This is a genomic window from Gluconobacter sp. Dm-74 (assembly GCF_018256135.1).
GTDB classification, from domain to species: Bacteria; Pseudomonadota; Alphaproteobacteria; order Acetobacterales; family Acetobacteraceae; genus Gluconobacter; species Gluconobacter cadivus.
This window is the reverse complement of the sequence record NZ_JAERLX010000002.1, coordinates 399,502-413,548: the sequence shown is the minus strand read 5'-3', so window position 1 is coordinate 413,548 and position 14,047 is coordinate 399,502. Positions and strand designations below refer to the sequence as shown.

Below are 14,047 nucleotides of genomic sequence, written 5' to 3'. Positions count from 1 at the left end.
TTTCAGGAGTTTGGTCATGAACATTATCCAGCAGTATGAGGCGCGCGAAATCGAGCGTCTTTCCGGCGTCCGCGCTGTTCCCGAGTTCATTGCAGGTGACACGGTCCGCGTTGGCGTCCGCGTTGTCGAAGGCACGCGTGAGCGTGTTCAGAGCTTCGAAGGTGTTGTTATCGCCCGTTCCAACAAGGGTCTGAACAGCAACTTCACGGTTCGCAAGATCTCCAACGGTGAAGGCGTGGAGCGCGTGTTCCCGCTGTACGCACCGTCGATCGCCAGCATCGAAGTCGTGCGTCGCGGTAAGGTCCGTCGCGCAAAGCTGTATTATCTGCGTGGCCGTTCGGGCAAGTCCGCCCGTATTGCCGAGCGTCCCCGCGATCTGCCGAAGGCGGACAGCAAGGCCGCTTCCTAAACCGTTCGGAGTAGAGACAGGATGCCCGTTACCAATTCGCCCAGAACCCTTTTTGACAAGATCTGGGACGATCATGTCGTCGAACGTCTCGAAGACGGGACGTGCATCCTCTACATCGACCGGCACCTCGTTCACGAGGTGACAAGTCCACAGGCCTTTGAAGGTCTGCGGCTGTCCGGGCGTCGCGTGCGTCGTCCGGATGCCACGGTGGCCGTGGTGGACCACAACGTTCCCACGTCCGACCGTTCCAAGCCGATCGAGGAGCCGCAGAGCCGCCTCCAGATCGAAACGCTTGAGAAGAATGTTGCTGAATTCGGCATCCCCTATTTCCCGCTGCGCTCCGCCTCTCAGGGGATCGTGCATGTTGTCGGGCCGGAACAGGGCATTTCTCTGCCGGGCATGACGATTGTCTGCGGTGACAGTCACACGTCAACGCATGGCGCTCTTGGTTCGCTGGCGTTCGGGATCGGCACGTCCGAGGTTGAGCACGTGCTCGCGACACAGACGATCCTGCAGAAGCCCGCGAAGAACATGCGTGTTTCGGTCGAAGGTAAGGTCGGTCCGGGTGTGACGGCCAAGGACATCATGCTGGCCATCATCGGGCGCATTGGCACCGCTGGTGGCACTGGCCATGTCATTGAATTTGCAGGATCTGCGATCCGTGATCTGGACATGGCAGGGCGTATGACGCTGTGCAACATGTCCATCGAAGCCGGTGCGCGTGCAGGTCTGGTCGCGCCTGACGAGACGACCTTCGCCTATGTGAAGGGCCGCCCGTTCGCGCCGAAGGGCGAAGCGTTCGAGCAGGCCTGTGAGTACTGGCGCAGTCTGGCGTCTGACGAAGGTGCCTATTTCGATACGGAAGTCACGCTCGCCGCTGAAGAGATCATCCCGTCCGTCACATGGGGCACCAGCCCGCAGGACGTGCTGCCGATCGACGGTTCCGTGCCATCTCCGTCAGACGTTGCCGATCCGGCCCGTGCTGCCCAGATCCAGCGTGCTCTGGATTATATGGGTCTTGAAGCCGGGCAGAAAATTGCCGGGACGCCAGTGGATGTCGTGTTCATCGGCTCCTGTACGAACAGCCGTCTGGAAGATCTGCGCGCTGCTGCGGACGTGGTGCGTGGTCGCCATGTTGCCGAGGGCGTTCGGGCCATGATCGTTCCCGGCTCGGGTCTGGTGAAACATGCGGCTGAAGTGGAAGGACTGGACAAGGTGTTCCTTGATGCCGGTTTTGAATGGCGTGAGGCAGGCTGTTCGATGTGTCTGGGGATGAACCCGGATCGTCTGACGCCGGGCCAGCGCTGTGCTTCGACATCCAACCGTAATTTTGAAGGCCGTCAGGGCCCGGATGGTCGCACGCATCTCTGCTCGCCTGCCATGGCGGCAGCCGCGGCTGTGACGGGACGTTTGTGCGATGTGCGTGAACTGGTGAAGGAGACTGTCTGATGGACAAGTTCACGGAACTGACCGCCATTGCGGCGCCCATGCCGACCGAGAACATCGACACGGACCAGATCATTCCAGCCCGCTTTCTCAAGACCATTCAGCGGACCGGTCTGGGAAAGAATGCTTTCGCGGCCCAGCGATATGACGCCGATGGCAATGAAAAGCCGGATTTCGTGCTTAATCAGGAACCATACCGGCACGCTGAAATCCTGATTACCTACGACAATCTGGGCTGCGGATCTTCGCGCGAGCATGCCCCGTGGGCGTTGCTGGATTTCGGGATCCGTTGTGTGATCGCGCCCAGCTTTGCCGATATCTTTTTCAATAACTGCTTCAAGAACGGTATCCTGCCGATCCCGTTGCCGCGCGAGATCTGCGACGAACTGATGGACGATGCCCGTCAGGGGTCGAATTCGCGTCTGACGGTGGATCTGGAGCGTCAGGTGATCGTGCGTCCGAATGGTGAGACCATCGCGTTCGAGGTCGATCCGTTCCGTCGTCACATGCTGCTGGAAGGGCTGGACGATATCGGACAGACCATGGCCCATGATGCCGAAATCAGCAGCTTTGAACATCGCCCGGCTCGTGCGTGGGTGCCGTCAATTACCATAGGGACTGTGAAATGAGCGACGCACACAAGCTTCTGGTTCTGGCCGGAGACGGGATCGGACCGGAAGTCATGCGCGAAGTGGCGCGGATCGTGCACTGGATGAGTGCGCATCGCGGACTGAAGCTTGAAATCACGGAAGAACTTGTCGGCGCAGCGTCGCTGGCCGTGCATGGAGTCCCCATCCGCGATGAGGTTATTGAACTGGCTCGCCAGTCTGACGCGGTGCTGTTTGGCTCGGTGGGAGATCCGGCTTGGAGCCATGTCGGGTTCGACAAACGCCCGGAAGTAGCGATCCTCAAGCTCCGCAAAGAACTTGAATTGTTCGCCAATCTGCGTCCGGCCAAGCTGTTTGATGCCCTGATTGATGCCTCCGCGCTGAAGCCGGAAGTGGTGCGCGGACTTGACCTGATGATCGTTCGCGAAACGGTCGGCGGCATCTATTTCGGTGAGCCGCGTGGAATCGAAACGCTGCCTGACGGCTCCCGTCGCGGCATCAACACGGAAGTTTACACAACGTCCGAAATCGAGCGTGTGGCGCGTGTGGCGTTCGATCTGGCCCGCAAGCGCGACAACCGCGTATGCTCGGTCGAGAAGTGCAATGTCATGGAAAGCGGCCTCCTGTGGAAGGAAGTCGTAACCGACATTCACAAGCGCGAATATTCCGACGTTCAGCTTTCGCATATGCTGGCCGATAACTGCGCGATGCAGCTCGTGCGTGACCCGAACCAGTTTGATGTCATTGTAACTGGGAACCTGTTCGGAGACATCCTGTCCGATCTGGCGTCGATGCTGACGGGTTCACTCGGGATGCTGCCGTCTGCAACGCTTGGCCCGGTTCGCGCCTATGGCAAACGCAATGCGCTGTATGAACCGATCCATGGCAGCGCGCCGGACATCGCAGGCAAGGGGATTGCCAATCCACTGGCCCAGATTCTGTCTTTCGCCATGCTGCTGCGGTATTCGCTCAATCGCGCCGAGGATGCGGATCTGATTGAAACAGCTGTGTCGAACGTGCTGGCTTCGGGCCTGCGGACCGGAGACATCATGTCTCCGGGTATGGCTCGAGTCGGAACCGAAATGATGGGACAGGCCGTCCTGCGCGAGATGGAAAAGCTCGCCTGACTTTTTACGGGACCTATCTGGCACATATCAGGCGCCTTCCTTAGGGAAGGCGCCTTTTTTGTTGATCGCAGCCCGGCTGCCTGTGGTCAAAACTGCTGGAACATGCCTAGGATCGTGCCATCGAAATGATCCGGAACCCTGTCATGTCCTTTATTGCCGACCGTCTGAACCGCATTCTTCCCAGTCAGACGATTGCCGTGACCCAGAAAGCCCGTGCCCTCAAGGCAGAGGGCCGTGATATCATCAGCCTTTCTGCGGGTGAGCCGGATTTCGATACGCCCGATTTCATCAAGCGTGCGGCAATCCGGGCGATCGAGGCCGGCAAGACAAAATATACGGATGTTCCGGGCACGATTGAACTGCGCAAGGCCGTCGCGGCCCGTCTGAACGCTGATTTCGATCTGGACTACAAGGCTGAAGAAATCTGCGTCTCCACGGGTGGCAAGCAGGTTATCTATAATGTCATGGTCTCGACCCTGAACGCAGGCGATGAGGTCATCATCCCGGCTCCTGCATGGGTGTCTTATCCCGACATCGTAACGCTGGCCGATGGAACGCCTGTCATTATCCAGACGGCCCCCGAAAATGGCTTTCGCCTGACGGCAGAACAGCTTCGTGCGGCCATCACGCCTCGCACGAAATGGCTCTGCCTGAATTCGCCCTGCAATCCGACAGGGGCGGCGTATGACGAGGTAGCCCTGAAGGAATTGACGGATGTCCTGCTGGACTATCCGGATATCTGGATCCTGACGGACGATATGTACGCCAAGCTCCTGTATGATGGGGCTGTTGCCAAGACCGTTGTGCAGGTCGAGCCGCGTCTGCGGTCCCGGACCGTGACGATGAATGGTGTCTCCAAAGCCTATGCCATGACAGGCTGGCGGATCGGGTTTGCCGCAGCGCCGGTGGAGTTCACAAAACAGCTTATCAAGCTGCAGGGACAGAGCACGAGCAATCCCTGTTCCATCGCGCAGGCGGCAGCGCAGGAGGCCGTATCCGGCCCGCAGGATTTCATTTCGGAGATGGTGGCGGTCTATCAGGAGCGGCGCAATCTGGTGATCGGCATGCTCAATGATGCACCCGGTCTGACCTGCGCTCTCCCTGAAGGGGCGTTCTACGCTTTTCCGTCCATTGCTGGCGTTCTGGGCAAGACCAGCAAGGGCGGTCGTCTGATTGAGAGTGACGAGGCTTTCGTAACGGCTCTTCTGGAAGAAACCGGCGTGGCGGCCGTGCATGGAACGGCGTTCCTGACCCCGGGATATTTCCGGATTTCCTATGCCACCAGCACGGATCTTCTGGTTGAAGCCTGCACCCGGATCCAGAAGTTCTGTCAGGGTCTTTCATGAGTTTTACCATCGCATCACGTCTTGCGGACCTGCCCCGGCCTGCAACGATCGCCATGGCTGCCCGCGCCCGTGAACTGAGGGCGCAGGGCGCGGATGTCATTTCACTTGCCTTGGGGCAGCCGGATTTTCCGTCTCCTCCAGAGGCGATTGAAGCCGCTTATGCAGCCGCGAAGGCCGGGGATACGGGTTATCCGCCGATCCCCGGACAGAAACCGCTGATCGATGCCATCATCCGCAAATTCAGGCGTGATAACGAACTGGACGTTGCGCCTCATCGGATCATGGTCGCGAATGGCGGCAAGCAGATCATCTTCAATGCACTGATGGCGTCGCTGGAAGTTGGCGACGAGGTCATCATTCCTGCGCCGTACTGGGTGAGTTATCCGCTGATTACCCGGATGCTGGACGGGATTCCGGTCGAAATCCGATGCCGGGAAGAGAAAGGCTTTCGTCCTGATCCTGAGGCCATCCGCGAAGCCATTACGCCGCGCACGAAATGGCTGGTTCTGAATTTTCCGAACAACCCGACCGGTGCCATTCTGGAACGGCAAGACCTTGAAGCCATAGCGGATGTGCTGCGTAAGGCGCCGCATGTTCTCGTGATGAGCGACGAGATCTATGAGCATCTGACGTTCGACGGCAGAAAACACCTCTCCTTACTGAACGTTGCACCTGATCTTGCGGATCGGATTCTGATCGTGAACGGGATGGCGAAAGCCTACGCCATGACGGGATGGCGCGTCGGGTTTGCCTGTGGTCCTGTGCCGCTAATTCAGGCCATGGTTGCCGTTCAAGGCAATTCCACGTCGGGCGTTTGCACGCTGGCACAGGCCGGATCGGTGGCCGCTCTTGATGGAGATTCCGACGGAATTGCACACATGCTGGCGACGTATGAGCGACGTCGGGCGCTGGTTGTCGGTGCCTTGCAGAACGTGCCCGGACTGACCTGCGTGATGCCGGAAGGGGCGTTTTATGCCTATCCGGGAATTGAAGCGCTGATTGGCAGAACATCCGGGCAGGGGCGTCTTCTGGAGACGGATGTGGCGTTCGCGGAAGCCCTTCTTGAAGAAGCACATGTCGCGACGGTTCCGGGTTCGGCGTTCGGATATAGCCCGTATCTTCGCCTGTCTTTTGCAGCGTCCGATGAACAGCTTGCAGAAGCCTGCCGCCGTATTGCCCAGTTTGTGGACGAGATCCGCCCCGTCTGACGGCAACAAAAGCAGGGCATGGACGCAGAAGCGGGGGAGTGTCAGACTTGCATCATGACGAAGACACTCCCTCCCTTTTCCGAACTGTCTTTCCCCCGGCCTGACGAGCAGTCGCTCAAGGTGCGCTACGAGGCCATCGCGTCTCTGCTGGATGCCGGGGACCGGGTGGAAGCCCTGAAGGCTTTTGATGCTGTCCGACGCGAGTATGAGTCGTGGGCATCGCACGTTCATCTGCAATTTTCGCGCAATACACAGGATGAGACCGCCAAGGCAGATCGGGATTATGCGGATCGGTTGTCTCCGGTCGCAACCGATCATGAGGTGACGGTCAAGAAGCGTCTTCTGGCTGATCCCGACCGCGCGGGTCTTGAAGCCATTGTAACGTCGCATGTGGTGCGGCTCTGGGAAGCTGATACGACCACGTTCGATCCGCGTATCAGTACAGATCTGGAAGAGGAAGCCCGTCTTTCAGGGGAATACACGGCGCTTCTGGCGGCTGCGAAAATCGCTTTTGATGGGAAAGTCCTGAACCTGTCGGGGTTGGTGCCTTATCTTCAGGGCATGGATCGGGATGTCCGTCATGCGGCGGAGAAGGCGCGCTGGGATTTTTTCGAGCAGAACGGCGCTGAACTGGATGCCCTTTACGGCAAACTGGTCGCTCTGCGGGACCGGATGGCGAAAACCCTTGGTTTCGATAACTATATCGAACTCGGGTATCGCCGGATGCGCCGGACAGATTATGGTCCCGAGCAGGTCGCAGCCTTTCGGGAAAAGGTTCTGGCATATGTCACGCCCCTGATTAGCGCCCTCATGGAGCGTCGTCGTCTGAAAATGGGCTGGGACAAGGTGATGGCGTGGGATGAGGCTCTGATTGACCTTCAGGGCAATCCGGAGCCTGCAGGCGATCATGACCTGCTGGTGGCCCGTGCGGAAACCATGTTCCGCGCCCTCGACCCATCAGGCGAAATGACGGATTTCTATGTCCAGATGCGCGATCTTGGGTATCTCGATCTGAAAAACCGAGAGGGCAAGGCGGGAGGCGGTTTTTGTACGTCTTTTCCGACGGTCGGGACGCCTTATATTTTCGCCAATTTCAACGGCACCCATAACGATATCGGCGTTTTCACCCATGAAATGGGTCATGCGTTCCAGAACTGGAAAAGCCGTGATCTGCCGTGGATAGATCAACTCTGGCCGACCATGGAAGCGGCGGAAATCCACTCCATGGGCCTTGAGTTCCTGAGCTGGCCGCAGATTGGAGAACTGGTCGAGGATGGCGCGGCAGAACGATATCGGCGCATGCATCTGATTGATGCGCTGTCGTTCTTTCCCTATGGCGTCTGTGTGGATCACTTCCAGCATGAGATTTATGCCCATCCTGACATGACGCCAGAAGAACGGCATCAGACTTGGGAGCGGCTTGAGAAACTCTACATGCCCTGGCGGGACTGGGGCGATCTGGCCTATCCGGCCAAGGGTGGCCGCTGGCAGGCCCAGCTCCATATTTACCGGCTGCCGTTTTATTATATCGACTATGCATTAGCACAGTGCTGTGCGCTGCAACTCTGGCTGGGGTCGCGTCTGGACCGGGAAGGGACGCTGGAAATCTACCGCAGGCTCTGCGCCGAAGGTGGGTCGAAACCGTTCGCGCAACTCGTGTCCGAAGCAGGATTGACCTCTCCGTTTGAAGCAGATGTGCTCGCTGAAGTCGTCCATGAAGCCGAGCAGGTGCTCGCGCTTTAAGGATAGAGTAAGGCTCCGGAAAAAAGCCGGAGCCTCAAGGACTTATCCGCGTTTGTTCCAATCAGAAATGAGGTCAAGAACAGCCTGCGGTGACATGCTGCGGGCGTTGCCAAGCGCCTTGGAGCCGTCGCCGTTCAGGGCATGGCCTTCCGGCGTGACGATAATGACGGTCGGGACGGCCTTGATGGTCACGCCATAGCGTTCCGCCAGATCGAGATTGGTGTTGATGCGTCCGACATTGATCGGCACCACCACGAACTGGCTGTCCAGCCAACGTGCCGCATCAGGTAGTGCGAAAATACCGCTGAGCATTTTGCAGTCCGGGCACCAGTTGCCGCCAAAATCGAGCAGAACCTTACGATGCGTTTTCTTCGCGAGCGCGAAGGCCTGTTCTACCTGCTCGTGCGCCACTGCCGTATCGGGATAGGGTTCGGCGACGGGCGGTGCGGATGTTTCGGTCAGTTTTGGGGCGGGGACTGCTGGCGTTGTGGACGCGGCATGTGCCGGAAGGGTTGCAGTCAGGGCCAGACCAAGGCCGGCGGCAAGAAGGGAACGGTTCATGAAAAAGGCTTTCATTGATGTTGTCCTCTGCATGCCATAACGCAGAATGACAGGAACAGATGATTAAAGCCCAATTTTCAGGAAAGGTCATGCGTTTGAAAAAAGCAGCACCCCGCCCGCAAGTCGCGTCTCTGCGTGAAGTCAGTGTTACGGAAACCCTGATCCGGACAGCAATCCTCGTGGCGTTAACGCTGGCTTTTGCGTCGGTCTTCCGTTTCTGGCAACCGGCCATCAAGGCCGCGCAGCATATCGCTGGAACGTCTGTCTGGCAGGAACTCTACAGCCTGTTTCATATCGACTCAGGGGTCGGACGCGAGCAACTGATCCTGACCGGGATCATGGTAGCCTGTTTTATGCTGGCACTTGCCGTCCAGTCCATTGGCTTCTTGATTTTTTGGAAGTTCAGAAAAAACCGGGCCTGACTTTCAGGGCCGAAACGGCTGCCAGGCACCACGCAATCATGAGCATCGTCCCGCCATAAGGCGCGATCCGGCCAATCGAGACCGGACCCAGCTTCAGGTCAAATAGCGCCAGCAGGGTGACAGGCACGCAGAACAGAACCATGCCGACCGCCATGCACAGACATGCCATGCGGATCAGTCGCGGCGACAGGCGCGCTGCGTTCAGAGAAAGCAGACCAAGCCCGAGAGCATGCCACATCTGGATTTCCACTGCGGAATGCAGCATGGCCCTGCCACCCGGAACGGCAAACAATCGGTCCGGCAGATGGGAGGACAGGGCGCCGAGCATGACGCCGGACGCTGCAGAGAGGGCTGCGAAAATGAAACTGCCTCGAAGCAGAACTGGTGTACCGGGCTGGATGGGGTTTGCGGACATGCCGTGAATGTATCATGTGTTGTCTGAACAGCGAATGAGAGACTGTCATGAGTGCATTGTCAGTCTGTCGCGGCCTGTCTTTTCGAGGCAGGCGCGTTTGAAAAAGGAAGCTTCGATGACTGTTTCGTATCTCCGCCTGTGTCTGTCCGCGGGCCTTCTGGCCGGTCTTGCGGCCTGTAACGCTCCCGATGCGCCGCCTGCGCCTGCGCTTCCGAGCGTCGCTTCGACCTACAAGCTGACGACGGCAGATGCGGCGTTCCTCCAGCAGGTGGATGAGATGGATCAGACCCAGATCGCCATTGCGACACTGGCCGCGACCCATAGCAACAGTGACGTGGTCAAAGCCTTCGGTTCGACCGTTCAGGGTGATTACACGACCAATCAGAAAGCCGTCGCCAAGATCGCCTCAGACGCCAATCTGACGGTTGCCGCCAAGATTGATGCGGCCGATCAGGAGCATGTCGAGTCGTTTTCCCATCTTTACGGTGCTGCATTCGACCGGATGTTCCTGCGCGATATCGTCAGTATCCGGACACCGGATCTGAGCAAGGCCATCGCGACGGCTCAGGCTTCGGGCGGCTCGCCGGACATCAAGACCCTCGCTACGGACACGGACAAAATGCTGACGGATCATACATCCCGCGCCCGTGATCTGATGGGCGATCGCAGCATCGGTCATCACGCGAAGCACAAAAGAAACCGCTAAGACCAGCGCGGAGGATTGGACAGGTCATGACGATCCGTATCGATAAGATCGTAACACGGGGTGGAGACGGGGGGCAGACGTCTCTTGGGGATGGCACACGCGTCCCCAAGTCTTCAGACCGGATCGAAGCGATGGGGACTGTTGATGAACTGAATGCCCAGTTGGGAATTTTGTGCAGTACCATGGCGCAGGATTTCCGGATGGCTGTTCTTCTGGACGAAATCCGTCAGATCCAGTCCTGCCTGTTCGATCTTGGGGCTGATCTTTGCCTGCCTGACCCAGAACGTACCCCCAGCCTGCCTTCGGAAGCCATTGTATGGCTGGAAAGCAGGCTGGAGGATCTGCGCCGACACCAGAAGGAACTCAGAAGCTTCGTGCTGCCAGGGGGCTGTTCCGTCGCGGCTCAGGCGCATCTTGTCAGAACCGTTGCGCGCCGGGCAGAACGGCGTGTTGCGCTTCTTGAACAGAGGCCGGTAGAGGGACTTCGTTTTTTGAACAGATTGTCTGATTACTTCTTTGTTCTTGCGCGTCACGCGAACAATCATGGTGAAACCGATATTCTCTGGTCGCCGGGTCGTTGGCATGAGAAGAAAATATAAATAAACGCTTATTGCCCTGATGACAGAATGGGCGTGAAGTGCTAGGAAAGCCTCGTCAGAACGCTGGGGTTTCTCTAGGCGAGTCGACTTTTCATATCCTTGTCAGGACATGTTTCGGCTGAGCGGGTTTAAATCCGGTCAGCTTTTCTGCTTTTCGGCAGACCTGTTTTGCAGGGGAAAATCCATAAATATCATATTGGTTGAAGAATACAGAATGCAGGACGAGCATCAGGCTAACGAAGAAGACAAACTGCGACAGGCTCTGGCCCGTCTGGGTGCCGGGGCGTCCTCACGCACTCCAAACAAGTCAAGGCCCGTTCCCCCGACTGCCGAGCGCCGTCGTCGTTTCGTCCGCGACGGGCAGGTTGTGGTCGAACATCAGGGCGGTCGTGGAATTGCAGCGCGTAATGTCGGGCAGGACGATCAGGAAGAACTTGAGCGTCTTCGCCAGTCGGTCAAGCGTGAACAGCGTCGCTGGGAAGAGGCCGAGCGGAGCCTCGGGGAAATTCGCAGCCAGCTCAAGGCGTTCGAGACGCGCGAAGCCCATGCGAAAATCCAGATCAGTGAACTGAACCGCGAGTTACGCGAAAATCAGGACACGATCCAGACACTGAAGGCATCTCTTCATCAGGCGCGTGAGCAGGCTGCCGAAGCAGCACGCCGTACACCGCGCCCTGTTGGACGTCCTCGCAAGGAGCCTGCTCCGCAGGTGGTGGATGTGGCGGAAGCCGAGATTGCCGAACAGGAACCTGTGCAGTGGTGGGTGAAGGCCTGAACTCAGGCCTTCATTTATTTACTCTGAATGTCTGACCCGGCGTCCGAACCAGAGCAGAACACCACAGAAAACAGCCCATCCTAATCCGGCATTCAACAGAGCTGGAACGGGAAGCGCCAGAGTATCGGAGCTTCCCGTAGCGCCTGTCATGGCCGCAAGTGCTACGCCGATCAGGCTTTCCCCAACAATGAAGCCTGAGGCGATCATCGTTCCCTGTTCTCTGGGGAAACGGCGCAGAAGCCACGCAAGCCCCGCACCAATCCCGATAGTTACCGAGACCTCTGCCGGGAGGTAGATGCCCATTCCCACGGCCAGTGGCGGGAGAGCAAGGTTGCGGCGGTTCAGCACGATATCCACTACGACCAGACAGATGCCAATGGTTGCTCCAATTTCCAGCATCAGCCAGTCAAGTCGGTGCGTCAGAATCCCAGTTGCAATAGCTGCCATCAGGGCGGGCTGGGGGGCGGCAAGTGCGCGCGAAGGGTCCATATCTGCACGCGGCATGGCACCCACGAAACCATAAGCCTGATACAACACCTGAAGCACCCAGGGGATAACGATCGCGCCAACGGCACAGCCGATAAGCAGCGCAACTTCCTGCCTCCAGGGCGCCGCGCCGACGAGCTGGCCTGTCTTGAGATCCTGCAGATTATCGTTCGAAACGGCGGCTGAGGCAGTGATGGCGGAGAGGACGAACAAGCCGAACGCGATGGCGATCGGGCGCTGGTCCACCGTCAGGATACCGCCGCTCTCCAGCCCCCAGAGAGCAACCGAAATGACAATGATGGCGATGATACCAACACCGGATATCGGCGAAGATGATGATCCGATGATACCAGCCATATAGCCGCACGCGCTGGCGACCAGAAAACCCAGTCCGAAACAGGCGATCAACCCCAGAACAACCAGTGTTCCCAGAGCGCCACCATGGGGCATGACAGGCCACAGGAAATAGCCGAACAGCGCAGCGAGCAGGATTGCAAGACCTGCGCAAAGACCAATCAGTGTACGAGGAGAAAGATCGCGGTCGCTGTCATCGCCGGTGGCCAGATGGGTGACCGAAAGCGCTTCTTTCAACCCTTGTGCGACCGGACGGGCAAGAGCGAGCAGCGTCCAGACCGCTGCCACCGCAATGGTGCCAGCACCGATGAAACGCACCTTGTGCAGCCAAAGTCCCGAGGCGTCGGCCAGTGGCGTGGCTGAGGGGGCGAGGTGGCCCAGAACCGGCACCATGACGCCCCAGGCCAGAAACACGCCGAGCAGCATCGCAATGCCACCGCCGATACCAACCAGATAGCCGGTGCCCAGCAGGGCCAGCGAAAAACTTCCGTTCAGACGAAATGCCGATGACCCGACGACGGTAGCAGCAGAAAATCCGTCTGACAGAAGGCGCAGCCCGGATGTGGCAAACGCTACAGCACCCGAGACAAGGGTGCCGAGCGTGAGGGATTTGAGGCTCCGGGCATCGCCTTCCGGCGAGGAGGCGCGCAGGATTTCGGCACAGGCCGTGCCTTCGGGGTAGGGCAGATCGGAGTTGCTCACGAGGGCCCGGCGCAGCGGGATGGTGAAAACAACGCCCGTCATGCCGCCCGCCATCGTCAGCAGCAGGGTGATGACATACGGAAATTCATGCCAGTATCCGACCATGATGAGGGCCGGGAGGGCTGCAAACACGCAGGACAGGGTACCGGCCGCAGAAGCCTGCGTCTGGACCATGTTGTTTTCCAGCATGGTCCCGCCGCCCATGAGGCGCAGGACGGCCATCGAAATGATGGTGGCTGGAATGGACGAGCCGAAAGTCAGACCGATTTTCAGACCCAGATAGACGTTTGCTGCCGTAAAGACGACCGTGATGAGGGCTCCGAGAATAATCCCCCGGAGGGTCAGTTCGCGATTGTCCATGTATTTCTGTTCCGAAATGATGGCAGGCACAGAGCAGCTCGCTGTGACTGCATGTCGGGGCTGATGCTTCAGCCCCGCCGATTTTCATTGGTATTTTTACTGGGTGTGGCTGTGGAAAGCGACCGGGGAGAGGTGTTCGCGGTTATAGCCCAGTTCGCCGTGTGTCAGCTGATACCCGATTTCGAGCGTATAAGGATTTTCCTGCGCCATGTTGTCGGTGGCTGGCAGGTCGATCAGGCGCAGGTCCGTGCGGACGGACTGTGTGCTGACATTCGGCGGGAAGCGGAACGTGTCCGTGAAGACTTTCTTGTCCACGATCTTGCCGTCCCGCATGATGACAATGAAATACGGCACATCGATCGTATTGCTGGTCGCCGCCGGGCCACGGGTCAGGTTCATGGCAAGGCTCAGGCGTGTGCGGACCGTCTGATGGCCATGTGGCCCTTCCGGACCGCGCTCGCAGTCTCCGGACAGAGATGTGATCTGCGCGTGGCTGACGAGGCTTCCGATATCCGCGCTCTTGCCGTCATAGACGAACTGGTCCGCTGCAGATCCTGGGATATCGAGCGCCGGACAGGCGGGGGCGAAGAAACTCTGGTTGGATTCGTCGCAGCCGGCCAGACTCGAAAGGGCCAGGAGGGCGAAAGCCGGAGCAAACAGGGGCGAGGCGAAGCGCCGGATGGCTGGCATCAGCTGAAGAAACTCCTACAAAGAGGCTCGGCAAAGAAGCCCGGACGTTGCGACGAGAGGCAATCCGGTCGATACTGGTCCTACATATCG

Annotated in this window: 15 protein-coding genes; 11 read left to right on the top strand and 4 right to left on the bottom strand. The window is 58.6% G+C overall.

Translation table 11 applies throughout. The annotated features are described in order from the left end of the window. Positions 1 to 16: 16 nt before the first annotated feature. The 7 genes from rplS to JK208_RS05080 all read left to right on the top strand — a co-directional run bounded on the left by rplS (position 17) and on the right by JK208_RS05080 (position 7,887). Positions 17 to 409: a 50S ribosomal protein L19 gene (rplS, locus tag JK208_RS05110; RefSeq protein WP_041110658.1), complete on the top strand. Its 393-nt coding sequence runs from the start codon at positions 17 to 19 to the stop codon at positions 407 to 409. Positions 410 to 430: 21 nt separating this feature from the next. Then, the gene (leuC, locus tag JK208_RS05105; RefSeq protein ID WP_211574574.1) at positions 431 to 1,858 is read left to right on the top strand and encodes a 3-isopropylmalate dehydratase large subunit; all 1,428 of its coding nucleotides are present in this window, start codon (positions 431 to 433) and stop codon (positions 1,856 to 1,858) included. Next, positions 1,858 to 2,484, top strand: coding sequence for a 3-isopropylmalate dehydratase small subunit (gene leuD / locus JK208_RS05100; protein ID WP_211574573.1), 627 nt, complete (start codon positions 1,858 to 1,860; stop codon positions 2,482 to 2,484). Before leuC ends, leuD begins: the two co-directional genes overlap by 1 nt. Beyond that, the gene (leuB, locus tag JK208_RS05095) at positions 2,481 to 3,590 is read left to right on the top strand and encodes a 3-isopropylmalate dehydrogenase (RefSeq protein ID WP_211574572.1); all 1,110 of its coding nucleotides are present in this window, start codon (positions 2,481 to 2,483) and stop codon (positions 3,588 to 3,590) included. The genes leuD and leuB overlap by 4 nt, the downstream gene beginning before the upstream one ends. Positions 3,591 to 3,733: 143 nt before the next feature. Continuing rightward, positions 3,734 to 4,936, top strand: coding sequence for a pyridoxal phosphate-dependent aminotransferase (locus tag JK208_RS05090; protein ID WP_211574765.1), 1,203 nt, complete (start codon positions 3,734 to 3,736; stop codon positions 4,934 to 4,936). Next, positions 4,933 to 6,144: a pyridoxal phosphate-dependent aminotransferase gene (locus JK208_RS05085; RefSeq protein ID WP_211574571.1), complete on the top strand. Its 1,212-nt coding sequence runs from the start codon at positions 4,933 to 4,935 to the stop codon at positions 6,142 to 6,144. The genes JK208_RS05090 and JK208_RS05085 overlap by 4 nt, the downstream gene beginning before the upstream one ends. A 54-nt stretch (positions 6,145 to 6,198) precedes the next feature. Beyond that, entirely contained in the window at positions 6,199 to 7,887 is a 1,689-nt protein-coding gene (locus tag JK208_RS05080) for a M3 family oligoendopeptidase (RefSeq protein WP_211574570.1), read from the top strand. A gap of 42 nt (positions 7,888 to 7,929) precedes the next feature. Here JK208_RS05080 and JK208_RS05075 read toward each other — a convergent pair whose 3' ends face one another. Next, the gene (locus JK208_RS05075) at positions 7,930 to 8,448 is read right to left on the bottom strand and encodes a thioredoxin family protein (RefSeq protein ID WP_228125435.1); all 519 of its coding nucleotides are present in this window, start codon (positions 8,446 to 8,448) and stop codon (positions 7,930 to 7,932) included. Positions 8,449 to 8,537: 89 nt separating this feature from the next. On the opposite strand from JK208_RS05075, the gene JK208_RS05070 reads away from it, so the two are divergent. Further along, the gene (locus tag JK208_RS05070) at positions 8,538 to 8,870 is read left to right on the top strand and encodes a hypothetical protein (RefSeq protein WP_211574569.1); all 333 of its coding nucleotides are present in this window, start codon (positions 8,538 to 8,540) and stop codon (positions 8,868 to 8,870) included. On the opposite strand, the gene JK208_RS05065 is transcribed toward JK208_RS05070, so the two are convergent. Then, positions 8,851 to 9,285: a DUF423 domain-containing protein gene (locus JK208_RS05065; RefSeq protein WP_211574568.1), complete on the bottom strand. Its 435-nt coding sequence runs from the start codon at positions 9,283 to 9,285 to the stop codon at positions 8,851 to 8,853. The two genes, JK208_RS05070 and JK208_RS05065, sit on opposite strands and share 20 nt — an antisense overlap. Before the next feature lie 115 nt (positions 9,286 to 9,400). On the opposite strand from JK208_RS05065, the gene JK208_RS05060 reads away from it, so the two are divergent. The 3 genes from JK208_RS05060 (at position 9,401) to JK208_RS05050 (ending at position 11,365) form a co-directional block, all read left to right on the top strand. Continuing rightward, on the top strand, positions 9,401 to 9,991 hold the full coding sequence (locus JK208_RS05060; RefSeq protein WP_211574567.1) for a DUF4142 domain-containing protein: 591 nt from the start codon (positions 9,401 to 9,403) through the stop codon (positions 9,989 to 9,991). Between the two features lie 26 nt (positions 9,992 to 10,017). Next, the gene (locus JK208_RS05055; RefSeq protein ID WP_211574566.1) at positions 10,018 to 10,590 is read left to right on the top strand and encodes a cob(I)yrinic acid a,c-diamide adenosyltransferase; all 573 of its coding nucleotides are present in this window, start codon (positions 10,018 to 10,020) and stop codon (positions 10,588 to 10,590) included. Positions 10,591 to 10,804: 214 nt separating this feature from the next. Further along, positions 10,805 to 11,365, top strand: a complete 561-nt coding sequence (locus tag JK208_RS05050) for a hypothetical protein (protein ID WP_194262161.1) — start codon at positions 10,805 to 10,807, stop codon at positions 11,363 to 11,365. Between the two features lie 18 nt (positions 11,366 to 11,383). Here the strand turns inward: JK208_RS05050 and JK208_RS05045 are convergent, their stop codons facing one another. Continuing rightward, positions 11,384 to 13,267, bottom strand: coding sequence for an OPT family oligopeptide transporter (locus tag JK208_RS05045; RefSeq protein ID WP_211574565.1), 1,884 nt, complete (start codon positions 13,265 to 13,267; stop codon positions 11,384 to 11,386). Positions 13,268 to 13,363: 96 nt separating this feature from the next. Continuing rightward, complete coding sequence (locus JK208_RS05040; protein WP_194267824.1) at positions 13,364 to 13,957, bottom strand: hypothetical protein; 594 nt, start codon at positions 13,955 to 13,957, stop codon at positions 13,364 to 13,366. Positions 13,958 to 14,047: the final 90 nt, after the last annotated feature.